Consider the following 24,306-nt stretch of genomic DNA (forward strand, 5'->3'; position numbering starts at 1 on the left):
TGTGTTCGATTTTTCGATACAGAAATGCCTCAGGAAAACATGATTCGGCTCCAAAAAATTCTTGCCGATCGTGGTATTGCATCACGACGTGAGGCAGAAAGGCTTATTACCAGCGGCGTGGTAAAAGTAAATGGCAAAAAAGTAACAGAACTCGGAACACGTGCCGATCCAAACAAAGATATTATTGAGGTAGAGGAAGAAATACTTGATCAGCGAGAAGAACAAAAAATAATCGTCGCCCTCAATAAACCCGTGGGATACGTGACAAGCACCAAAAAAACAGTGACAGATCCGCATATTGTCCTAGATCTTGTTCCTTCTTCTTTTCCTCCCCTTTTCCCTGCCGGAAGGCTCGATAAAGAAACCTCTGGACTTCTCATTTTGACAAATGACGGCATTACCGCCAATAAATTGACACACCCTCGCCACGGACACGAAAAAACCTACGAAGCACTTCTCACAAAACCTGTTCCCGAAGAAGACCTCGACCAAATTCGTCACGGGGAACTCTGGATTCTCGGAAAAAAAATTCGTCCAGCTCCTGTAGAGCGCCTTGGGGGTTCTCGCGTGGAAATTGTTTTGCGGGAAGGGAAAAATAGGCAAATTCGTCGATTATTCCGCATGCTCGGAAGTGGCGTGAAAAAACTTCGCCGTGTAGCTATTGGAAACTTGCGACTTGAAGATTTACATCTTCGTGAAGGAGAAATGCGGGCACTTAGTGAAAGAGAGGTGGAAAAGATGTTTGAATTTTCATCACAAAGCGTACCAGAATAAAAATGCTTTTTTCGGATCAATCAGCTTCAACCTTTCGTAGAACGAGCATGTAAGATATCAAAAAAATAATTGAGCTTATACCAATGACAAAAAAAGTGGTTGATAAATCGTATCGCTCCGAAACATATCCAGTAAAAAATAAGCTTATGGAAGATGTGAGACCAAGAATCTGACTATTGATTGAAAGCATGGTTGCCCTATTTGAAGAATCGACCTTTTCATTAATATACGTGCTTATTGTTGGGATATAGAGACCACGAAGAAAATAAAGAATGGCAATAATTGTGAAAACAAAAAATAGAGATGAAGTTTTTTGCAAAAAGATTAAAAACAAACAAAATACTGATGCATGAAGAACGAGATATTTGTCCACGGAAAATATTTTTCCAACTCTTTCTGCGCTCCATGCTCCAAGTCCTCTCATAAAAAAAGCCCCTGCCGCAAGAAGACCAAAAAAGCTTTCATTGATATCGAGTGATTTATAGAGGGGCTGTAAATATTGGAATGTCGTTATAGCAACGCTTCCGATGATAGCGGAAAAAATAAAAAATTTTGAAAAGTTTACGGTGTTAAACGTCTGCTTTGCACAATTCTTGAGTTGATGAAAAATGGAAATATTTTTTTGCTCAGTTTTTACTTCTTTCAAGAAAAGCAGTAGAGCAATGCTAATCGCTACCAATCCGGTTTCTGCATAAAAAGGAAGTCTTTCATTGAGAGAATATAAAACACCTCCTGAAATTGATGTTACGACCCAGAAAATATTTGTTGAAAACTCGAGTTTTCCAGATATTTTTTTAAAACTCCCCTGATTTTTATCGGCTACAAGTCCTTCATATAAAAGAGCATGTTCGGCTCCATCTTTTAAAGAAAATGCCATTCCCTTCAAACAATATCCCACGAGAAACCAATAGAACCCCTGAGAAAAAGCAAATAGTAAAGTTCCTGTCAGCAATAAGACTCCGCTAAGAACAAGTGTTGTTTTGTATCCATATTTGTCGGCAAATATACCAGATGGAATTTGCCCTATTGCGTAGAAAAAGAGATAACAAGCAGTAGCTTAAAGAGAGTCCAACGTGCAGCATGAAGATAATAAAGACCCCAAGAGTAAAAGTTTCCCCATTGGTAAACATTGAGCTTGCTATTTTCCATGTATTTGATGAGTAATTATCTTTCTTCATTATTTATTGAAAGTTACAGAAAGAGTACTCTTGATTTTCTTATTCAGAAAAAGAGTCCTTTCATTTTTTTCTAATAGTTCCCTAATACTTCTCTCCTTCTGCTGGAAAAAGACCATCTTGCACAGACTTTACAAAAGCAGAAATTGATCTTTCTTCTTCACTCGCTACATCTCCAAAACGTCGAAGAAATTTTGGTCGAAAATATGCATCACTTCTTCCCGTGAGATCAGAATAAACAAGAACTTGTCCATCCACAAAACGTCCAGCACCAATGCCAATAACCGGAATAGAAAGTTTATCGGTAATAGCTTTTCCAAGAGATTCTGGAACACATTCGAGAATAATCTCAGAAACTCCAAGATCCTCAAGTATTTTGGATTCTCGCTGAATGCGCATTGATTCTTCTAGCGTTTTTCCAGCAACGGAAAATGTTTCTGCCTGCTGTGGTAAAAGCCCAAGATGTCCCACAACCCCAATGCCTTCTTTTTGCAAGTATTCGATTTGCGGAAACACTGCTCCTTCGAGTTTTACAGAATGGGCGCCAACCCTTAAAAATTGGCGAGCATTTTTTAGTGCTTGTCCTGGAGTTTCATAGGTTCCAATCGGCATATCCGCCACAACCGGAATTTTTCCGTTTACTGCTCGACACACGGCTTCTGTATGCGCAAGCATCATTTCCATGGTGACGGATTTTGTATCCAAAAACCCATAGACGGTCATTCCTAAAGAGTCGCCTACCAAAAGCACATCTGCCCCAGCAGCAATAGAGCGCTGTGCGGACAAAAAATCCGCCACCGAAACCCACGAAAGACGTTTCATGATGCCACTATTCCCTGATTTTTGCACAAAAGTCAATGCTGGAGCGGAATCTGCTTATTTCTTGAAGAGAGCTTAAGGACAACATATTCACTGTCTTCGTGCACTACTTCTCCAAAAGAGGGAAGGAGTTCCTTTTGGGAACAGATAATATAATCAACACCTTCTTTCTGAAGATCTTCTTCCTGAAACGACTGCTGAAGAAGTTGTCGTCGATGAAATTCTAAAGCATACTTACGAGAAAAAACCGATTGTGCTCCCTCGAGATAGGAGACAAAAACACTCCTCTGAGAAAGCATTCGTGTACGAAGCCCTGCTATTTCCGCATCTTTTGTTACAAAGAAAAGCGCATCTTTTGGGGTATTTTGCTGAATCCACTCAAAAGAATCACCATACCGACTCGCAAGATGGGCATCGAAGATAAGTGGCCAAAGAAAAAGCATTCCCAAAAGCGTCCCTCCAATGACAACCGAAAAAACAGGGCGGATAATAATCCTCTCAAAAACTCCTCGTTTCCAAAGAGAAAGAATGAGGAATACTAAAAGAAACGTAAGAATATTTTCAATAAAGATCCAAAGTACTACTTCAAATGTAAATGGCGCATCTCGAAAAAATAAAAACTGAAGAAGCGCAGGACGCTGTGGTTTTGCAAACAGGGAAAGAATCCAAACACCATAGAATCCTCCAAAGAGGAGTATTTTTCTGGAAAATTTTTTTGGGAATGATTGATACGAAAGAAACGTGAGCAGTGCAAAAAGTGCAACAAAAAAAGAAAGGAGAAGCGTTTGCACTCCAAGAATCATTCCCACAAGAGCGAAAAGGAAAAGGTGTGTACGCCATTTCTCATGTAAGGAAGATCTCCATTGTTCGGCAAAGAGAAGGAGGAGAGGAAGAACAAAGAGGAGCTTTATCCACGAAAATGCTCGAAGCGGTTGAAATTGAAGCGCAAACGCAAGACGAAACCCCTCTCCCAAAAGAGAAAAAAGTCCGATAAACACCAAAATCGTTGTGACAAAAAATACAAGTTTTTGGAAAGCAGCCTTTGGAAAAGAAGCACGAAAACGAAAAAGGAGAAGAGCAAAAAGGACGAGTACAAAAAGAACAATGTACGAGTGGAGTTCTGAAAAATAGAAAGAAGGGAGAATATACGAAGAGCGATTTTGAACAAGAGAAAACCACGTGTCATCAAAATGACGAAAAAGATCAATTCTGTTTACCGCAGAATGACGAAAGAAAAAGAAGAGTGCACCCCACATTCCCACTGGAAAAAGAAGTGGAAAAAGAGATGTAAAAGAGCGATTTTGAACAGATTTCCAAGAGAGAAAAAGAGAGAAAGCGAGCAAAACAGGAAGTGGATTAATGGGATGAAGTAGTGCACAAAAACCAAGCATAATGCCCGAAAGAACATATTGCTCTCGAAAAAAGAATCCTAAAGCGAGCGTCGAAATCGCCATGCCAAAAGAGCGAGCCTGAAGATCGGGTTCAAAATAAAAAAACCAACTATCGGGACCTTTGACATTATCGGAAAATGCCTCTCCGCCAATAATGAGCAAAAAAGGGAGAAGAAGCGGGAGGAAACTTCTTGGAGCAAACGATTTCCCCAAAAGAATGACTCCCGAAAAAAAGATTGCCTGAGAGAGAAGAGACAACAAGCATCCCCAAAATGCCAGAGAATATGGAGGAATTCTCATAAAATAAGCGAGGAGATCATCGAACAACGTTCCTTCAGTTTGTCCGCCTTGAAGCAAAAAATCGTAAGGAAATAGGCTTGGGTCAAGATGCCTAAGTACTGCGGGAAAATAGTAAAATTGATCGCCAAAATACAAAAAGGTTCCTGGAAATAAAATATGAGAAAAAAGCGAGGCAAAAAGCGAAACGCCTACTATACCGAAAGCGCCTCTGAAAGACGTTGTTTTTGAAAAAAAACGTGAAAACATACTCATATTTTTATCAGAAAATGCCGAAAAAAGAAAATAAAGGATGCGCTTTCATTCCTCATGAAAAGCAAAAATATGATATGCTTAATATATGATGTCTTTACGAAAAGTTCCTTGGCTTCGATATGGAATTTTCTTCTCTTTTTTTCTGTTTTCCACTCTCTTTGGACTTCAGTGCGCCACGCGCTCACTCGATCCAGATTTTGGCTGGCACCTCAGAATTGGGCAAGAAACTGAAAAACGAAATACAGTTCTCACAACCGAAGAGTGGAACACTCCGATTATCGGGGAAAAATGGATTGATCACGAATGGCTCATGAACATCGGTTTCTATGATATTTATGAGCATTTCGGATATATGGGGCTCGCTTTTATCTCTGTTCTTTTGCTTGTACTTCTCTTCGGAATTCAGCAAAAGCTTCTCCTCAAAAAAGAGCATGGTACTGCCGCAATATTATCGCTTATTTTCCTTCAGACATTTGGACTTTTTGGTATGAGCGCACATTTGGGAATTCGCCCAATTCTTATCTCACTTCTCCTTTTTCTTGCTTTTCTCGAGTTCCTCAAGAGAGCAACCACCGGAAAAAAACAGCTTCTCTTTAGAATACTCTTACCCGTTCTTTTTTTAATATGGGGAAATCTTCACGGAAGCTTTCTCATTGGCCATGTCATAATCATCGGCTGGATCATCCTCTTCACACTTCTCTCTGCTTTTCCTTCTCTTCGGAAATTCCTCGAACGATTTTTTGAAATTCCCGCCATGCCTTCTGCTCGCACACAAATATCCATGGTCTTTCTCTTTATTGCCTGTGTTGCAACACCACTCATAAACCCATACGGGATAGATTTATACCACCTACTTTCGGAATATTGGCAGAACAACTACTATCTGCTTCACATTAGTGAATGGCTTCCTGCATGGACATGGCCAATAAGTCTTTGGAAGCTCTCTTTTGGCGCATTCAGTTTCGGAGTAGTGTTCATTTGGTTTGTTACCGCTATCACTAGTTCATCAAAAAAAATCCCAAAACTTCCGCTCTGGGAAACCGTTCTTTTTCTTCTTTTTCTCTTGCTTTCCCTTACACACATTCGACATTTTCCCCTCTTTTTTGGAACAGCACTTCCTCTTTTATTTTCTTTCTGTACGGTCTTTTTCCCCACACAGTTTTCCCGAAAAAAACCATTCCCAAAAATCTTTCAAATTGGAATTCCTGTAAGCTTTCTTACTTTTTTTCTTGTATTTTCTGCGACGTATGCGAAAAACATCTCCTTTCCTGAAGATCCGTTTGTGTTTCCCAAATTTTGTAAACACTATCCGTGTGCGGCAACGACATTTTTGAAAGACTCGGAATATCGCGATAAAGTACTTTTAAATCCCTACGCATGGGGTGGCTACCTCCTCTGGATGTGGCCAGAAAAAGTGATTTTCACTGATGGCAGACAGCCGCAACGTTCTTATGAAGGACATTCATTGCTCGAAGAAAGTAATGCATTTTTTGATAAAGAGCAGATTGAGAAAAAGCTTAAAAAACATAGCATTGAAGTCGTGCTTTTAAGAAAACAAAAACCAGCGTCTTTTTCACTCTTTGATCGGTATTTTTTTGGAATTGATGAGCAGGAAGTAAAGACGACCGAAAACTCGCTTTTGGATTTTTTAAAGAACTCAAAAGACTGGATGCAAAAATACGAAGATGAAACAGCAGTGATTTTTGTGAAAAAATAACGAAGAAAAATTCAAAACTCTACTATTGGGAATATTTTCTCAAAAAGCATAGATAAAAAAAATCTTCCCGAGTTTTTGTTCTACTCATCCTGAAAATAATGTTCGTAATCACGTTCATGGATAATACCACGCTCAGAAAGTACCTCTGCATACTGTTCCATGCGCACCATGCCGTGTTCTCGACCAGATTGCATAGCATTTTTAATTTGCGTCGTGCTTCCACTCCGAATAAGGTGACGAATTCCAGGAGTAGCAATCATCAATTCATAAATACCCACTCGTCCTTTGCGATCGGCACGCGGAATGAGGCGTTGCCCTAAAATACCAATAATACAGTCGGCAAGACGATTTTGAATCATATTGTGCTGATCTGTTGGAAAGGCATTAATCATGCGAGAGATTGTTTGCGGAACGCCAGAAGTATGAAGTGTAGAAATAACAAGGTGACCTGTTTCCGAAAGATTAATCGCCGCCATAATCGTTTCGGGATCGCGCATCTCCCCAATCATCACAATGTCAGGATCTTCACGAAGAGTCGCACGAAGCGCATTCGCAAAACTGAGGGTATCGGCACCCACTTCTCGTTGAGAAATGATGGATTTTTTCGATTTAAAAATAAATTCAATCGGATCTTCAATAGTGATAATATGTTCTACGCGCCCTTTGTTGATGTGCTCAATCATCGACTGCATAGAGGTTGATTTTCCACTTCCTGTGGGACCGGTCACCAAAAGGAGTCCTTGCTTTTGTGTAATAAGATTTTCCACTCCCGCGGGAAGACCAAGTTCCCCCATTTCAAACGCCTCACTCGCAATAATACGAAGAACCGTGGATAGACTTTTGCGTTTATAAAAAATATTTACGCGAAAGTTCGTTCCATCTTTGTGTTCGTATGCAGTATCAAGCTCTTTTGTGCGCAAGAGTGTCTCTTTTTGCTCTTCACTAGAAACAAGCGAAAAAATGAGCTTCTCCGCCATATCATCGGGAATGGAGGGGTAGTTATCAACAAAATAGATTTTTCCGCTAATACGAAATGCAAGTCGCTCTCCGGCAGAGAGATGAATGTCAGACGCACCAAGTTCAAGCGCCGCTTCGAGAATATCATCAATAGCAAGATCAGATTGCTGATATTTCATATTCACCTCTTGTGCTCCTTTTTCAGCGATTTTGTTTCCGCCTTTTGGAACAAGTGTCTCTAAATCGCGTCCAGTATTCGCATGGTGACGGTCTCCAATGCCCATCATGGCATGAAGGTCACTCGGAAGTGAAAATCCTGAGGGTCCAGGAATACCACCGGTAGTATTTGATTCATCAAACATATTTTGATTTTTATATCGAAAAATCATACCCTGTTCTTTGAATTTTTGCAATAGAAATGCACCCAAATACACTACGTGAAAAGTTTCGAGCCTTTTTCTTGAGCCGAAATCATGCGGAAATCCCGAGTAGTTCACTCATTCCTAGTGCAGATGATCCCACTGTGCTTTTTAACACTGCGGGAATGCAACCACTTGTTCCCAATTTGCTCGGCGCGCCACACCCCAAAGGAAAGAGGATTTTTGACACACAAAAATGCGTTCGCACGCCAGATATTGACGAAGTAGGCGATGATACTCATCTCACCTTTTTTGAAATGCTCGGGAACTGGTCACTGGGAGATTATTTCAAAGACGAAGCTATTGAACTCGCCTACGACTTTTTTGTTAAAGAACTTGGACTCGACCCAGCACGTTTTGCTATTACCATTTTTGAGGGGGATAATGACGCCCCGCGTGATAACGAGGCAGAGAAAATTTGGCTCAGTAAAAAGGGTATTACGAAGGATCAGATTTTTGCCTTCAATAAGAAGGATAATTTCTGGGGACCCGCCGGAAAGACAGGACCATGCGGACCATGTAGCGAAATTCACTACGATCGAGGAGAAGCGTACGGCAAAAATACGGGACCAAATTCAGATGAAAATCAGCGATTTGTAGAGATTTGGAATCTTGTATTTATGGAATATGACAAAAAAAAAGATGGAAGTTACGAAAAACTTTCACAAAGAAATGTTGATACGGGAGTAGGGTTTGAGCGACTTGTCTCTATTCTTCAGCAGAAAGATTCTCCGTTCGACACCGAACTCTTTTCGGAAATTCTTCACACCATTTCAGAAATTACCAAAAAAACCTATGCGGAACACAAACGAGCATTTCGAATTATTGCCGATCATGCCCGCACCGCAACCTTTATGATTGCCGATGGTGTCCTCCCCGGAAATGAGGGACGAAAATATGTTCTTCGGCGAGTAATTCGTCGCGCCGTTCGCGAAGGGAAAAAACTTGGTATTCAAAATTCCTTCCTCTCTCATATTGCCAAAACAGTAATTGCTGAATACGAAATGTATTACCCTGAACTTTCGGAAAACAAAAACACCATTTTTTCTACACTCGATTTAGAGGAAAAAGCATTCCGCGAAACATTGGAACGCGGAGAGAAAATGCTTGAAGAGATTCTCGCACAAAAGCCAAAAGATATTTCTGGTGTAGAAAGCTTTCGCTTGTTCGACACCTACGGATTTCCACTTGATTTGACGAAAGATTTTGCCGCCGAACATGGCATTACTGTAGACGAAAAAGGATTTGAGAAAGAAATGCTTCTTCAGCAAGAGCGAAGTCGCGCAGGAGCCGCCGCGAGTTTTGAACGTGACGCGGCAGTGCAAAAATTTGCCGATCTTCCGAAAACAGATTTTGTGGGATACCAACAGACACAATTGGAATCAAACATTCTTGGTATTTTAGAATCGGGAGAAGTTGCTTTTATTGTCCTTGAAAAAACTCCATTTTATGCGGAATCTGGCGGACAAGTGGGAGACAGTGGCATGATAACAGGGGAAAATGGATCACTTGAAGTGGTCGATTGTCAAAAAACAGCAACCGGCGTTTTTATTCATTCGGGAAAACTCTCTGGAACACTTTCGGTTGGAGAAAACGTTGTAGCAAAAATTAACACAGAGCGTCGTGGGCAAATTATGCGACACCACTCACTCGCACATCTTTTTCTGAAGGCGACACAAGAGGTCCTCGGGAAAGACATTCACCAAGCAGGAAGTCATGTTAATGAACATCGCATGCGCATTGATTTTACCTTTCCGCGTGCACTCAGACCCGAAGAAATTATCAAAATCGAAGCCCTTGTTGCCAAAGCAGTTACCGCGGCTGTTGCAACAAATATTGTAGAGAAATCACTTACCGAAGCCAAAAAAGAAGGAGCAGAAGCGACGTTTGGCGAAAAATATGGCAAAGTTGTTCGAACCGTAAAAATGGGAGAATTTTCGTATGAACTCTGCGGTGGAACCCATGTACCAAACACTGCGCTTATTGGTGCTGTAAAGATTATTTCAGAAAACGGTGTTTCTGCCGGAGTGCGTCGAGTGGAAATGATTTGTGGAGAATCTGCACAAATTGTTTTACAAGAGCACAGTGAAAAACTCCGAGAAATTGCAGAAAAGCTCAAGGTTCCGCAACACGAAATTTCTGGAAGACTTGATGCGATTTTTGCGGAGCGTAAAGAAATGCAAAATCATATTGGCGCACTTCAAAAAACTCTCGCCAAAACAGAAGCCGTGCGTGTCACAAAAGAAGCAGAAGAGGTTGGCGGAAAACGTGTCGTTATTATAACCGAGGCGAAAATGGATGCCAAAGCGGCAGGAATATTTGCACGTGCAATTATAGAAGAAGGAGCGGACTGTGCTATTATTTTGACGATAGAAGGTGGACTCATTGTGGCAAGTATTGGCGAAGGAAATGCAAATGATATGTTAAAAGGCATCACCAAACAATACGGAGGAGGAGGGGGGGGAAATGCCACTTTTGCAAGCGGTGGCGGTATACAAGGAGCATCAAAGGAAAATATTGTGGCGATGCTTTCGGAAATCATCGCGAAGTAAACGTAGTTGGTTTTGCATTCTTGCCTCCAAAACTTTGCCCTGATATGCTCTTTCTCGCACAAAAACTGGTGGGATGGCCGAGTGGTTGAAGGCGCTGCTCTCGAAAAGCAGTATTCGAGAAATCGGATCGAGGGTTCGAATCCCTCTCCCACCGCCACAGTTAAATTCGAGACGAGCGAAGCGAGTCTGAAGATACCTCCGGCGGGCTATATGTATCGAAAATCATGTGCTTCGCAATGGTTCTGCGTCTATAAAATTTCCAGAAAAAGTAAAAAAGGAGGGGGCATTTCTTCGATTTTGTCAGAGAGAATAAGATGATGTTTGAGGAAGTGAAAAACAAAAAAATACTCCCAAATTTCTTGGTGCTCAATTTTCAGAAAAATTATGAGATACTTTTTCAGGGAAAAATTGCATTTTGCCTCAACTCAAAAAATCTTCTTCACATTTTTACTCCTGAGGATTTCTAATGTCTGGAGCTGTTTTATTTTTTTCGTGGATCACCCCAATTCCAATGTAGCTTTTCCCCTTTCCAAAAACATAAAGCAAGGAATATTGCCGTGCAAATGACAAAAGGAGCAGAAATTCCTATGAGTGTATCACTTACGGAGTGTGAATGGCGATCAACATTTGTAGCAATTGCCCCTAAAACAATAATGTAAATGCATATTGTAAGCCAACCTTGCCATTTTACCGGCATAAAGCCCCAACCAAACCACCGAGCTTTAAACCAGTATCCATGCGGATTATCCCGAAGATACGAAAGATATTCTTTTATCACAAATACAGATTACTCTTTTTTTTGGGAGACGAGAAGCGTCTTGAATTATTCAAGAATACCACCGAACAAGAGACGAATCCACCAAAGGAATTCAAAAAAATCATTTATCTAGAAATCCTTTTTTTCAGTATATTTCCTAAAGTTCTCCAAAATCGCTTGCCAACCAGCGCGTTGTTTTTCCTCGGAATTTTCATTCTCCATCTCAAAGCTCTCGCGTATTTCTACTCCATCTGGAGTTTCACGAAACTCTATTATGACGTGTCGTCCATCATCCCCATCCATGACATATTCGATCAGTTTATGTTCTTGAAGATTGGAATAGGTACCACAAAAATCGAAACTTGCACTCCTGTCTTTTGCCGCCATGGTAATGCTAAATCTGCCACCCACACGAACATCGTTTTTCGCTGACGATGCCTCCCAATCGTCTGATGCAAATGCCCAACAAACGATATGCTTTGGCTGATTCCAGCACTCCCATACGTGATGAATGGAGGCATGAACTATCGTCTGTACAGTAATGGTATTTTTCATATCGCGTGAAAATTTATCATCCACTGAATTCCAAATTTGTCTCGGAAACTTCCGTAATAATCGCCCCAAGGCTGATCAGCAATAGGCATATCCACGTCCCCTCCTTTCGAAAGTGAATAAAAAATTCTGTCCGCTTCTTCTTTGGAATCTGGATGAACGGAAAGATAAGTATTGTTTCCCTGATGAAGCTCTTTCCCCAATGACTCAAGTATATCCGTTCCCATGAGCACCTGATTATCACCAATAGGTAAACTGATATGCATTATTTTATCCGCATCTTTTTCAGGAATATTCACTCCTTCCATTGGCATATCTTTAAAACGAACAAGCGGTGAAAAATCGCCTCCAAAAACCGATTTGTAAAAATGAAATGCTTCTTCGGTATTGCCCAAAAAATTGAGATAGACATTGAGTTTCATCATTATTTTTGGAGAAAGGAATGTTGAAGATCGGCGATAATGATCTTTTTCATTTTGAGCATTGTTTGAACAGCCTCATTCGTTGTGAGAAATTCCCCCATACTCACTGGAATAATCTGCCAAGAGACACCATACTTATCTTTCAACCAACCGCACTGCTCGGCTTCGGGAACGGCTGATAGCTTCTTCCAATAGAAATCTATTTCCTCCTGATCTTTGCAGGTAACTACAAAGGAAATTCCTTCATTAAAGGTAAAATCGTGCGGATGAGCCGAATCCATAACACCAAATTCCCGATGAACGAGAATAAGCTGTCCGTATTTCACAGTTCCTTCTTTCTCTGGTAATTCTCCTTGGATATAGCGAGACAAAACCTTGCTCGAGGATGCCGGGAAAATTGACGCATAAAACGCCATGGCTTCCTCTGCTTTGCCACAGACATTTTGTGTGAACATGAACATAGGAATAATCCTCTGTCCCAAATCACCTTCTGTATACATAATCTGCCAAGAGACACCGTATGCGTCTTGTATCCAACCATATCTTTTACTAAAGGGATATGTTCCGAGTTCCATGAGAACTGTTCCTCCTACCAAGAGTTTTTTCCAAATTTCATCTACCTCTTCCTCTGTTTCACACTTCACATGAAATGATATAGACGGATTGATAGAAAAAAGCGGACCAGCACTTATTGCCATAAAGTCGTACCCCATAATTTGAAATCCTACAACATCGCAATCTCCTGAAGGCGTATTTTTGATGTTCGTTGTGTACGTTATTTGAGAGTCTGGAAACACAGAAGCATAGAATTCGGTGGCTTCTATCGCTTTTGTATCGAACCAAAGATGTGGTGTAATTTTTTGCATAATTTTCAAGGAGAATACTACAACTTCCCCGAATGCTACGCAAGTTTTTGAGAAATATTTTCATTTCTCATAAATACAAATCTCATAAGGCCCGAGTTTTAACTATATCGCAGAGGGGGAAATCTGTTCTCCTTCCCTTTTTTTATCGTTTCGAAGACACACCCATCGAAAAAGAAACCAGAAAACGCCACCAATAAGAGCATAAGAGAGAGTGACTTGAAAAGAAGGAGAAGGAAGAGACAGCATGCCAAGAGAAGCACATATCGCCACCGGAATAAAAAGAAGTGTTGCTCCTGGCTCGCGTTGAATTTGGTAATAAATAGAAGGGGTAATGATGAGCGTAAGAAAAGATGCTACCAAAAGCCCAAAAATAACAGTATAGCTGAGTCCTGCCCAAAATTGGTCTTGAAAAATCAGAGGGATAATTCCAGCACTGGTAGTAAGAGTTGTAAGAATTACTGGAATAAAGCGCGATCCACCGGTTTCAACAATATCCTCTTTAATTTGCTCAGGAGTTTCAATGAACTCCTCTTCTTCGTCGAGCGGATTTTTTTGCCGCGCCCTTCGATTTTCATTCATTCGATCAATCATAATAATAGAGTCATTCACCACAATTCCCGCAAGCGCAATAACTCCCAGAATATAGGCGAGACTTCGTGGTGTCCCCGTGAGAGCGAGTCCAATTGACACTCCAATTTGTGCAAACAGAATTGTAAAAAGCACAAGAATTGGTTGAAGAAAAGCATTAAACTGCACCACAAGAATGAGAAACATGATAAGAATGGCAATCACCAACCCACGACTCAGGTCTGCAATAAGACCTGCATTTTCCTCATTTTCTCCGACAACAGTGACATCGATACCTTCAGGGGTAGAGATGCCCATTTCTTCTTTTTTCGCAAGAAAAGCATCCGTTACTTCTGCCGCATTTCCTTCTGGAGCTAGAAGACTTGAGAGCGTAAAAGCAATATCTCCTTCAGATCGGCGGATGGCGGCAAGAGCATTATTTCGTTCTACCGTCACCACCTCTCGAAGTGGAACAGATTCTCCTTTGTCTGTGCGAACAGAGAGGGATTCTATGTCGTCCAGAGAAGTAAAATCTTTCTCGGGATACTCGACAACAATATCAATATCTCGTGTATTTCGCGTAATAGTCGCAGCAGTCGTACCCTGAATAGCAGATCGCACTACAATGGGTATTGATTCTGGATCAATGCCAAGCGCAAGTGCACGATCCCTCCGCACTTGAAACTGAAACTCTCCTGGAATCTCTTCGATATCGTTTCGCACGCCAGTTGTTCCGGGGATGGTAATTAAAAGTTCCGTAAGTTCCTCTGCGAATTTTTTTGCATCTTCAATGGCATTTCGATCATGAGCAATCACCCGAAAACCCACCGGAAAATCGCTTGGAGGACCATTCGCCGCACTCTGCACGCGAACAGAAGCCCCAAATTGTTCAACAATTGGTGCAGTTCTTTCGGAAAAAATATTTTCCAATTCCTTTGATGTTCTCATCTTTAGTCGCTTTCTGTCTTCTTCAGGAAGAAATTCCACGTAGATATTTGCCGTTTTTCCAGAAATAGCCGTTCGGATAAATTTTACTTCTGGAAAAGTAAGAATCTCGTCTTCCACGGGAAGAGATGCCTCAAGCGTCCGTTTTTCAGAAATCCCTTCTGGAAGTTCAATGGCTATAGTTAAAGATGGTGCATCTCCGCTCGGAAAGAGCACAAATGGAATAGGAATATGAAAAGAAGCAAAGAAGCAAAAGAAGGCGAGGCCAAAAAGTCCCAATCGCCGAAAACGATCTTGAATTAAGAATCTCAGAATCGATTGATACCATCGAATAAAATTTTGAACACGCCGATCGATTCTTTTGCGAAGTGCGGCTCCAAAAAGTCGCGTATTTCGGAAAAAGCGCGGCTTTATACTTCCAGAAGATTTCTTCATCAAAAACGACGCATACGAAGGAAGAAGAAAAAGGGAAACGAGAAGAGACACCGAAAGCACAATAATAACCGTGACCGGAATGAAACTAAGATACTGCCCCAAAATACCCGAGAGAGACAAAAGTGGAATAAAAACAGCAACAGTCGTAAGCGTTCCCGAGAGAAGTGGTCCACTAAACTCTTGAAGCGAAAGCAATGCCGCTCTTCTCGGAGAAAGTCCGCTCTGAATATAGTGATGTGTTCCTTCAACAATAACGATAGCGGTGTCCACAAGAATTCCAAGCGCAAGAATCATGGAGAAATTCGTCATAAAATTCAGCGTTCGCCCAGTAAAGAAGAGAATGCCAATCGTGATGAGAAAGGTAATGGGAATAACAAGTGAGGCAACCAGCCCTTCGCGAATTCCAACAAAAAAGAAAATGAAGAGCATGACGATAACAAGCGATTGCAATCCACTCTGAATAACACTTTTATAATCATCGCGCATTACTTTTGCGGCATCGTTGGTGAACGTAACCGATATATTTTCAGGAAGTTGCTCTTCTTGAAAATGTTGTACAGCATCTTTCGAAGTAGTATCTGCTTTAAGAATATCACTCCCCGATTTTCGGGAGAGGGAAAGCTCTACGGAATTCTGAAACGACTCTTTTGTCGATTCATATTGCAATAATGATCCAGAAGAAGAAAACCAGAAGAGCAGAAGAAAAAAGAGTGCTATTCCGGGAAGATACCGAGGAAGCGGATTTCCTGCGAGAGATGGTGGAAAGAGTAGGAGAAAAAAGAGGAAAATAACAATAATGCAACCCGTAATCTCTTTTACATTTCCGTTGATAACACCAGATCGCACATTCTCAAGAAGACAAGAAAATCTTCCACGTGAAAGGCAATCTGCCGATTTCTCCTCCGAAAGTGTCACAAAGCGAGAAACGGATTTCGTATCCTTTTCTCGTTCAAAAACCTCCGCAACATCCCGAACACGAACGAAAGAGGATGTACCATTATTTTTAAAATCACGAATAATAAGATTTTCCACATCTTCTTTTGTTCGGTGCTTCCCCGAAAAACGAATCGAATAGGAAAAGTCGTCTCCCTCTATATCGCCTGCCGGAGTGTCTCTATGAGAAGAGCGAATAACATTAATAACATCGGAAATCGAAAGCCCAAGCGCTTTCAATTTGTCTCGATCAACCTCCACTCCAATTTCTCGTTCTTTTCCGCCCTGAATATCGACTTGCGCCACGTTGGGAACATCTTCAAGAATTCCCTTGAGTGATTCTGCATTGTCAGTAAGTTCTGTAAAAGAAACATCTCCCGAAAGTACCACAGTGAGAAATGGTTCAAGAGAACTATCAATTTCAGTAATCACCGGATCGTCATCAATTTCCGCCGGAAGAGAAGGCTTTGCTTCATCAACTTTGCTTCGAATATCCCCTATCGCCTTTGTCATATTCTGCCCTGGTTCAAACTCAAGGGTAATGGTGGAAATACTGTTGCGAGAGACAGAAGAGAATTTATTGAGCCCAGAAACATTCTTAACGCGGTCTTCAATTTCTTGGGTGACAAGTTCATCAACATCAATGGCAGAGGCTCCAGAGTAAGATGTCGAAATAACTACAACTCCAAATTCAATATATGGTGCAGATTCTTTAGAAATGGCAATGACAGAAAGGATTCCCCAAGCACAGAGAATAACCCCCACAAGGAGTGATACTTTGAGACGCCGAACAAAAAATCCGCCAATTTTTTCCAAAACACCTTCGGAAGACTTTTCAGGAGAAATCATGAAGCAAAAAAGAAAGGAGCATCTTCAGGTCTCGTATCTGTTTTAGGAAGAAGGTTTTTCTTCTGAAACAACTTCTTCAGGAGAATTTGTATTCTTCGGCATTTCCGATACTGCATCTCCTGTGCGGAGTCCAAGCACCGGCTGAGACACAATACGATCTCCCACAGAAAGTCCCGAAAGCACTTCAAGCTCTGTGTCTTGTCGTCGACCAATCTCAATGGTGCGTGTTTCAAGAACGGAAACATCATCATGAGAAAGAACAAAAACTTCTGGTGGATTTTGAGAAATAAGACTCTTTTCGGGAATGAGGATAACGCCCTCTTCCTCTGGAAGTCGAATTTTTGCAGTAGCAAAGATATTTGCAGGAAGCAATTCATCAAGATTTTCCACACTAATTTCAATGGTGATACGTCTCGTCGTTGGATTTGCCACAGGATTAATATTAGAAATGGTCCCATCCCGCCTTCCAAATCCATCAACCGAAAGTACTGCCTTTGCTCCAGATGTAATATTCGGCAAAAGTGCAGCATCGACTTCTCCCTTAAGAGCAAGAGAAGTAATCTGCGAAATAACAAAGAGAGAAGATCCTGCTGAGAGAGTGTCTCCCACTTCTACGTTTTTCTTCGCAATAACACCATCTATAGGAGCGGTAACGGTAAGTTTTTCCTGTTGTACTCCGGTTCGCTCAAGGGAAGATTTTGCGTTATCGCGATTGCTGATCGCCTGCTGAATAGAAATTTCATTTTGCTTTCGAGTAATCTCAAGTTGAATTTTGGAGGACTCAAGAGAATTTTTTGCAGAAGAAACCTGCGCGTCACTGCTCGAACTCGAAACACCCCCTGAACCGCGAGCTTGTTCAATATTTTTTTCTGCCTGAGCCAGTTGCGATTCCGCCTGACGAACAGAAAGTTCTGCAAGTCGCACTCGCTGAGGACGTTGGGTTTTAAAATTGCGAAGATTTTGAGAAGCAGTAGTAAGAGACTGAATTGCGATTTCTGTTGCATTTCTATCAGCAGAAGTAGTTGCCTGAAACGTGGCAAGCATATCTGGAGAAAAGTTCGTTCCTGAAATGGATTGCTTGAGCATAATATCTGTTTTCTGGAGAACATCACGAATATTGTCTCCCAAAGCGCGAACAACATCGGTCGAAAATGCATCTCGATCTTGAGAAAACGCCGCCTCTTTTTCTAAAAAATCCGTCCATGCCGTTCGAAATGCTGTCTCTGCATCTCGTTTCGTTTGAAGATCTCGAAAACCAAGATATACCTCAAATTCATCATTATTCTTTCGGTTTTCATCGGTTACCCCAAGGACAGAATCAGCATTTCGCATTCCGGTACGGAATATAGAGAACGCACTTGCAACAGCATTTCGCTGATTCTCTTCAAGCGTTTTCTCTTCCGTATCAAGATTTTGAAGAGTGTCTTCAAGCGTTTTCTGCGCCGTTTCTAGTCCGATTTTCACCACTTCACGAGCACTTTCTGTAGCAGAAATTTGTGCTTCAATAGAAACCCCTGTAGAGGCATTGGTATCGAGCGCACTTCTTAAATTATTCTCTGCCTGCTGAATATTAATCATCGCACTTTTTTCGCTCTGTTCTGCCTGCTTTCGTGCAAGTTCCAAAGAAGATTCTGCATTTTGAAGTGCCACAAAAGCGGCAGAAACATCTGTAGTAATGGTGTTCTGTCGTGAAGAGATAGAAAGGAGAAGTTCTCCTGCGTGAACAGTATCCCCTTCTCGCACAAATACTTGTGATACTGTTCCCCCTGCTTCTGCGGAAATGCCAGAAGAAAAAACAGGTTCCAGTGTTCCCGAAATCTCTATTTCTGGTGAAAACCCCTCTTCGTGAATTTCGAGTACCGGAACAGGCTTTGCGGGTTGTTCCTGAATAACCTCTTCTTCTTTCTTTGCGCAACCAGAAACAAAAATGGCAAGAGAAAGGAGAATAGCCGGAAAAGTGTAGTGAGTTATTCTCATGAATAAAGAAGAATATGAGAAAATAAGAATGTATTCCCGAAGGAAATACAATTTTGCTTTTTCAAAAAAAAAAGTCAATTGTTTTTTACCAAAAAAGAGTGTGAAAGTGCTGAAGAAAGATTATAAAATCCATGGCTCTGAAACATTCGGTATTCCCCAATCGAAACGGTCGTTTTGAGAAACTTCATCATCTTTTTCTTTTGCCTCACAAAAAACTTCTTGAGGGATGCTAATTTGGCTTATCATAAACGTTATGCGAGCACCACAATATGGACAGTGATCATCTTTTTTAATATCGACACCACCTCCACATTTTGAACAGGTAATATTTCCTATCATCTCTTGAAGACGATTTTTTTCTGCAAGATTCAAGGGACGAATATAGTTTTTGGATTTGAGAAGACTCAAAAAAGGATAGAGATTTCCGTGTTCTTTACATCGGAAAGAATAGAAATGCGCTCCATCCACCGTATAGTCATACCACTTTCGAAGAAGTGTATTACAGCGTGGACAATGAAGTTCTGAAGAAAGAGGAGCGAGAGACATTTTGTCCTCCCGAATACGTTGCATGATATTTCGCATACTCGCGACGGATATTTCATATTCCTCATCTCCATCAAACCAAGCGAGATCACAAGGAAAGCAAATATCTATGCCACATTGTTGTTCTTCATGCTTTTTGGCGTCTATGACATGCATTTCTTGAGAACAGCTTGGACATTTCACGTTATAACTGAGAAAGAATTTCTTTTTTCTTTGCTTTAAACTCTTCTTTTTCAATCAGGTTCTTTGCGTACATCTGCTGTAAAAGAAGTAATCGTTCTGTCTGATTTTTTTCTTGAGTACTCGGCATATTTCCATTGCCCGAGAGAAAAGCATTCCCAAGAGCAACACCAGCTCCAATCGCCATGCCAGTACCAGCAACGCCACCTTCATTTTTTGCCGCATCACGAAGAGCTGTTAGTTTTTGGAGATCGGTGAAATCAACTCCTGCCTCTTCTGCCGCTCTTTTTTCGGCAGTTATTTCTGCAATACGGTGAACATGATCGAGCGTTTCTTGGGAAAAGTCGACACCTTCAATACGAAAATCTGTAAGGGTAAATCCAAATGTTGTTGCAATTGGTGCGATGTTCTTTAGAATTTTTTGTGCTAACTCATCTCGATTTCGATCAACTTGAGCAAAAGAAAAGCCTGATTCCGCAATGGAGTCTTCTATTGTCTGAATCATTTTCTCAAAGAGAAGAAAGCGCGCTTCCTCTTGAGAAAATAATTCACGAGCTCCAACGACATTTATAAAAAATGCTTTTGGATCACTCAAAAAAAAGGAGAAATTTCCAAATGCACGAAGAGAAATAGGAAATCCATATTTTGGATCATCATAATATAGTGCTCCTTTTGTTCCCCATTTTTGATTGGTGAGATTAGAAATTCGAAAATAATAAATCCCCACCTTATGCTCACTCTCAAAAGATTGCATATATTTGGTAACTGTTGTCCAAAAAGGAATATTATCGGTTTCGAGAGTATATGTTCCCGCTTTCGTGAGTACTGATTTTACTTCCCCTTCATACACAAAAACTGCTCCTTCTCCTGGATTTACAATAAGTTTGGAAGCGTTTTTGATTTCATAACCATTCTCACTCCATTTTTCAAAAAGAGCATGAGGGATTTTGTGATCCCACTCAATAACAGATCGAAGTTGATGCTGTAATCCATGAAGGAAAGACATTATGTGTTTGAAAAATTTTTTATTATTATATAACAAAAACAAGAAAAATAGAATTAGATTTTTTGTTGCTTCCAAAGATCATAGAACTTCCCTTTTCTCGTCATAAGTTCATTGAATGTTCCTTTTTCAAAAACCTTACCGTTGTCCATCACAACAATCGTATCCATTTCTTTAATAGTGGAGAGGCGATGCGCAATAACAATTGCCGTAATATCTTGAAAAAAGAAGTGGAGTGCTTCTTGAATCTTTTTTTCCGATTCAATATCGAGGTGAGAAGTTGCCTCATCAAGCAAGAGGATTTCTGGTTTTCGATAAATTGCCCGTGCAATGCCAACTCGCTGTTTTTCGCCACCCGAAAGCTTAATTCCTTTTTCTCCCACAAGGGAATGAATTCCTTCTGGAAGCTTGTGTGTAAAGTCTTTTACGTGAGCGATATCTAATGCGCGCTCAAGAAGTTCCTCATTTTTTTCGGATTCAGAGAGGGTGATATTTTTTTCAAGCGAAAGATTGAAGAGCTCTGTTTCTTGTGGAACCACTGACACATTTTCCATATACGACTCTCTCTTGATATCATGCAAAGAGATCTCATCAAACATAATCTCCCCTTGGTAATCATTATAGAGCTTGAGAATAAGCTTGAAGAGTGTTGATTTTCCGGTTCCAGAAATACCGACAATCCCAACTTTTTCTCCTTTTTGAATATCTAAAGAAAAGTTTTTGAGCACCTTTTTTCCTCGATACGAAAAGCTAATATTTTCAAAAGAGAGTTTTTTCCAGCGGTTACAAAAGTCCTTTGTACCAGAATTCTCAATAATTGGTTTTGTTTGCAAAATATCTTTCATACGAAATACTGCTATTCTTGCTTGTACAAATTCGCTATAGGTCTCGGCAAATTCGTATGCCGATTGTTCAATTTTCCCAAAATATAAAAGCACCATCACCAAGACTCCCACCTCTAAATTTCCCTCAAAAATCTGCCAGAGAGTAAAGGTTACAATTATAAGCCTAAAAAACTCTTGATATAAATTGAGCACACCCCCTCGAACGCGAAAATAATAGATTCTTTTTCGAATTTCTTCCGAAAGTCTCTCACTTATTTTTTTAAGGAAGGGAAATATTTTATCTCCGATTCTTAAAGATTGTATCAGAGAAATATTATTCACCGATTCAAACGAAGCCCCATTAAAATTCTCCCACTCAAGATTACAGACATGCGATTGATACACGGCTTTTTTCGTGAGATAGGAAGAGAGCAGATAATATGAAACGAAGAAAAAAATAAGAATGACAGTAAAATAGATATTTAAAAAAGTGAGAATCACTAAAATCGCAATAAGATTTACGGATGATTCGATTACAAGATCGACATACATCCGAATAATACGATCGAGACTTCCTCCTCCCTTAATAATCTTTTGCATTTTGTTCCCTGTATTTTCTTTTTCATGCCAATCCATGTCAAGACTGTAAAGATATTTCGTTGTATTTTTTTGGGCATCAATATTAGCATTTTCTGCCACCTGATAGATGTAATATTTACAGAGATCATGTGCAATAAAGTAATAAATCCCTGCGATTAATATTCCCAGCAAAAGCTGCCATGCATACAGAGTGCTGTCTCCACTCTTATAATTCGAAGCAAAAGTAATAATTTCTGAAAGCGCCCATACCGGAAAAAGCCAAACCACATCACTAGTAGCCCTAATGAATGTTCCTAAAATAAACTTTGTTTTGTAAGGTCGCACAAAACTCCAGATGTCACTCATGAACTCAGCATTACTGTAATGCCCCTGCTGATTCTTTTCGATCATACACTTCTTGAAGAATGGTGACGATATAAAAAAAGAGTCTTTTCACAAAATAAAAGACTCCCCATGATGAGAAGTCTTTTACACTTGAAAACCTCAGCACAAAAGAGAACACCATTCCTCCCGCAAAAAGCGAGAAGATCAATCTCTCTTCTCCTTTCCGAGTGGAAAGAGAGAAGATAGTAATTTCCATCTTAGGAAGTGGTCCATCCGCAGATTCCCCTACGGATACCTTGTTACGACTTAGTCCCAATCAATGGTTTCACCGTGGTGATGCTCCTAAAAGGATAACACCGCTTCGGGCGCCCCCATCTTTCATGACTTGACGGGCGGTGAGTACAAGATCCAGGAACGTATTCACCGTAGCGTGGCTGATCTACGGTTACTAGCGATTCCAACTTCATGGAGTCGAGTTGCAGACTCCAATCCGAACTGAGATCGGCTTTTTGGGATTGGCTCCACCTCGCGGCTTGGCTACCCTTTGTACCGACCATTGTAGCATCTGTGTCGCCCAGGACATAAGGGCCATGCTGATTTGACGTCATCCTCACCTTCCTCCCGCGTAAAACGGGCAGTCTCGCGCGAAAAATACAACGCACGACGAGGGTTGCGCTCGTTTACGGACTTAACCGCACACCTCAAGGCACGAGCTGACGACAACCATGCAGCACCTGTCACCCAGTTCCCGAAGGCACTCTCGCATCTCTGCAAGATTCTGGGGATGTCAAACCCTGGTAAGGTTCCTCGCGCGCTATCGAATTAAACCAGATGCTCCACCGCTTGTGTGGATCCCCGTCTATTCCTTTATGTTTTAGCCTTGCGGCCGTACTCCACAGGCGGATCACTTAATGCGTTAGCTTAGGCACACACCGGGATTGAACCGGCGTACACCGAGTGATCATCGTTTACGGCGTGGACTACAGGGGTATCTAATCCCTTTCGCTCCCCACGCTTTCGTTCGCGCAGCGTCAGGAAATGCCCAGCAACCTGCTTTCGCTTTTGGTATTCCTCCCATTATCTACGGATTTAACCCCTACAATGGGAATTCTAGTTGCCTCTGCATTCCTCTAGTCCGGCAGTATTTGATACGAAACCTCGGTTGAGCCGCAGGCATTTAACATCAAACTGACCGGTCCGCCTTCGAACGCTTTACGCCCAATGATTCCGGATAACGCTTAGGGCTTCCGTATTACCGCGGCTGCTGGCACGGAATTAGCCGCCCTTTATTCCTGAGGTACCGTCAAAATTTCTTCCCTCAGAAAAGCAGTTTACGCCCCGAAAGGTGTCATCCTGCACGCGGGATTGCTCCATCAGGCTTTCGCCCATTGTGGAAAATTCCTCACTGCTGCCTCCCGTAGGAGTGTGGGCCGTGTCTCAGTCCCACTCTGTCTGGTCGTGCTCTCACACCAGATACGCGTCATAGCCTTGGTGAGCCGTTACCTCACCAACAAGCTGATACGCCGCAGGCCCTTCCCGAACCGATAAATCTTTCCCATTACTGGGGCATCCGGTATTAGACCCGATTTCTCGGGCTTATCCCTGAGTTCGGGGGAGGTACCAACGTGTTCCTCAGCCGTTCGCCGCTCGCCACCCGAAGTGCTGCCGCTCGACTTGCATGTGTTAGGCATCCCGCCAGCGTTCATCCTGAGCCAGGATCAAACTCTTTTGTTGAAGGAAGTTTACCTGAGAATGCTGGCAAGCCAGTATTCTCCCGACGAATCGGTGTAAACTTCTCTTAAAGCAAGAACCATCGCTAAAGATGATTCTCACGAGTTTTTTATCTTTTCCAAAAAGGAAAAGGTTGAACCTAGGTTTGGTTTCGAGAAGGAACATTTGACACTGTCAAATGCGTTCTCGGAACAATGGCGTTCTTTTTCAATTGTTTTACTTCCGCCAAAAGAACAAAAACGGAAGGGCGTTCTCTTTTGTGCCGAAGATTTCAAGGAGCAAAAAAGGCGCTCATTTCCAAAGCGCCCGAAAATCCTCTCAAAAAAGGAGGGGGGCTGTCAAGCCTTTAGGGAAAGTTTTTTTTAGGAGTTGCAAAACCAAATTTTTGAGCTTTAGAATGGGAAACACTTATCAGATATTATGAAATTTTCTCATTTTTCTC

16 protein-coding genes, 1 tRNA gene and 1 rRNA gene are annotated in these 24,306 nt (G+C 41.3%); 4 read left to right on the top strand and 14 right to left on the bottom strand.

Going from position 1 to position 24,306, the window contains the following annotated elements; translation table 11 throughout:
- The first annotated feature begins 39 nt into the window (after positions 1-39).
- Positions 40-774, top strand: a complete 735-nt coding sequence (locus IPN35_04500; protein ID QQS59937.1) for an rRNA pseudouridine synthase — start codon at positions 40-42, stop codon at positions 772-774.
- A gap of 16 nt (positions 775-790) precedes the next feature.
- Here IPN35_04500 and IPN35_04505 read toward each other — a convergent pair whose 3' ends face one another.
- The 3 genes from IPN35_04505 to IPN35_04515 form a co-directional block, all read right to left on the bottom strand.
- Positions 791-1,801: an MFS transporter gene (locus tag IPN35_04505; protein ID QQS59938.1), complete on the bottom strand. Its 1,011-nt coding sequence runs from the start codon at positions 1,799-1,801 to the stop codon at positions 791-793.
- A 232-nt stretch (positions 1,802-2,033) separates the two neighbouring features.
- A complete protein-coding gene (gene panB / locus IPN35_04510) occupies positions 2,034-2,807 on the bottom strand; it encodes a 3-methyl-2-oxobutanoate hydroxymethyltransferase (GenBank protein QQS58836.1) in 774 nt (257 codons plus the stop codon).
- Complete coding sequence (locus tag IPN35_04515) at positions 2,804-4,705, bottom strand: hypothetical protein (GenBank protein ID QQS58837.1); 1,902 nt, start codon at positions 4,703-4,705, stop codon at positions 2,804-2,806. The genes panB and IPN35_04515 overlap by 4 nt, the downstream gene beginning before the upstream one ends.
- Positions 4,706-4,796: 91 nt before the next feature.
- On the opposite strand from IPN35_04515, the gene IPN35_04520 reads away from it, so the two are divergent.
- Complete coding sequence (locus tag IPN35_04520) at positions 4,797-6,428, top strand: hypothetical protein (GenBank protein QQS58838.1); 1,632 nt, start codon at positions 4,797-4,799, stop codon at positions 6,426-6,428.
- Between the two features lie 80 nt (positions 6,429-6,508).
- Here the strand turns inward: IPN35_04520 and IPN35_04525 are convergent, their stop codons facing one another.
- On the bottom strand, positions 6,509-7,798 hold the full coding sequence (locus IPN35_04525; protein QQS58839.1) for a PilT/PilU family type 4a pilus ATPase: 1,290 nt from the start codon (positions 7,796-7,798) through the stop codon (positions 6,509-6,511).
- Between the two features lie 5 nt (positions 7,799-7,803).
- On the opposite strand from IPN35_04525, the gene alaS reads away from it, so the two are divergent.
- Positions 7,804-10,356 (top strand): alanine--tRNA ligase, encoded by a 2,553-nt coding sequence (gene alaS / locus IPN35_04530; protein ID QQS58840.1) that lies wholly within the window; start codon positions 7,804-7,806, stop codon positions 10,354-10,356.
- 67 nt (positions 10,357-10,423) lie between these two features.
- A tRNA-Ser gene (locus IPN35_04535) sits at positions 10,424-10,513 on the top strand.
- Positions 10,514-10,837: 324 nt separating this feature from the next.
- On the opposite strand, the gene IPN35_04540 is transcribed toward IPN35_04535, so the two are convergent.
- The 10 genes from IPN35_04540 to IPN35_04585 all read right to left on the bottom strand — a co-directional run bounded on the left by IPN35_04540 (position 10,838) and on the right by IPN35_04585 (position 23,867).
- Positions 10,838-11,134 carry a hypothetical protein gene (locus IPN35_04540; GenBank protein QQS58841.1) on the bottom strand — a complete coding sequence of 99 codons (297 nt, stop codon included), beginning with the start codon at positions 11,132-11,134 and terminating at the stop codon, positions 10,838-10,840.
- Between the two features lie 108 nt (positions 11,135-11,242).
- The gene (locus tag IPN35_04545) at positions 11,243-11,668 is read right to left on the bottom strand and encodes an SRPBCC domain-containing protein (GenBank protein QQS58842.1); all 426 of its coding nucleotides are present in this window, start codon (positions 11,666-11,668) and stop codon (positions 11,243-11,245) included.
- A complete protein-coding gene (locus IPN35_04550) occupies positions 11,665-12,090 on the bottom strand; it encodes a VOC family protein (protein QQS58843.1) in 426 nt (141 codons plus the stop codon). The genes IPN35_04545 and IPN35_04550 overlap by 4 nt, the downstream gene beginning before the upstream one ends.
- Positions 12,090-12,953, bottom strand: coding sequence for a VOC family protein (locus tag IPN35_04555; protein ID QQS58844.1), 864 nt, complete (start codon positions 12,951-12,953; stop codon positions 12,090-12,092). Before IPN35_04555 ends, IPN35_04550 begins: the two co-directional genes overlap by 1 nt.
- 102 nt (positions 12,954-13,055) lie before the next feature.
- Positions 13,056-16,682, bottom strand: coding sequence for an efflux RND transporter permease subunit (locus IPN35_04560; GenBank protein ID QQS58845.1), 3,627 nt, complete (start codon positions 16,680-16,682; stop codon positions 13,056-13,058).
- 42 nt (positions 16,683-16,724) lie between these two features.
- Positions 16,725-18,659 (bottom strand): efflux RND transporter periplasmic adaptor subunit, encoded by a 1,935-nt coding sequence (locus tag IPN35_04565; protein ID QQS58846.1) that lies wholly within the window; start codon positions 18,657-18,659, stop codon positions 16,725-16,727.
- Between the two features lie 120 nt (positions 18,660-18,779).
- Positions 18,780-19,385, bottom strand: coding sequence for a hypothetical protein (locus IPN35_04570; GenBank protein ID QQS58847.1), 606 nt, complete (start codon positions 19,383-19,385; stop codon positions 18,780-18,782).
- A gap of 1 nt (position 19,386) precedes the next feature.
- Positions 19,387-20,388 (bottom strand): SPFH domain-containing protein, encoded by a 1,002-nt coding sequence (locus IPN35_04575; protein QQS58848.1) that lies wholly within the window; start codon positions 20,386-20,388, stop codon positions 19,387-19,389.
- A 53-nt stretch (positions 20,389-20,441) separates the two neighbouring features.
- Positions 20,442-22,199, bottom strand: a complete 1,758-nt coding sequence (locus tag IPN35_04580) for an ABC transporter ATP-binding protein (protein ID QQS58849.1) — start codon at positions 22,197-22,199, stop codon at positions 20,442-20,444.
- A 191-nt stretch (positions 22,200-22,390) separates the two neighbouring features.
- Positions 22,391-23,867 (bottom strand): 16S ribosomal RNA (locus IPN35_04585).
- Positions 23,868-24,306: the final 439 nt, after the last annotated feature.

Source organism: Candidatus Peregrinibacteria bacterium, from assembly GCA_016699755.1.
In the GTDB taxonomy this organism is placed as follows: domain Bacteria; phylum Patescibacteriota; class Gracilibacteria; order CAIRYL01.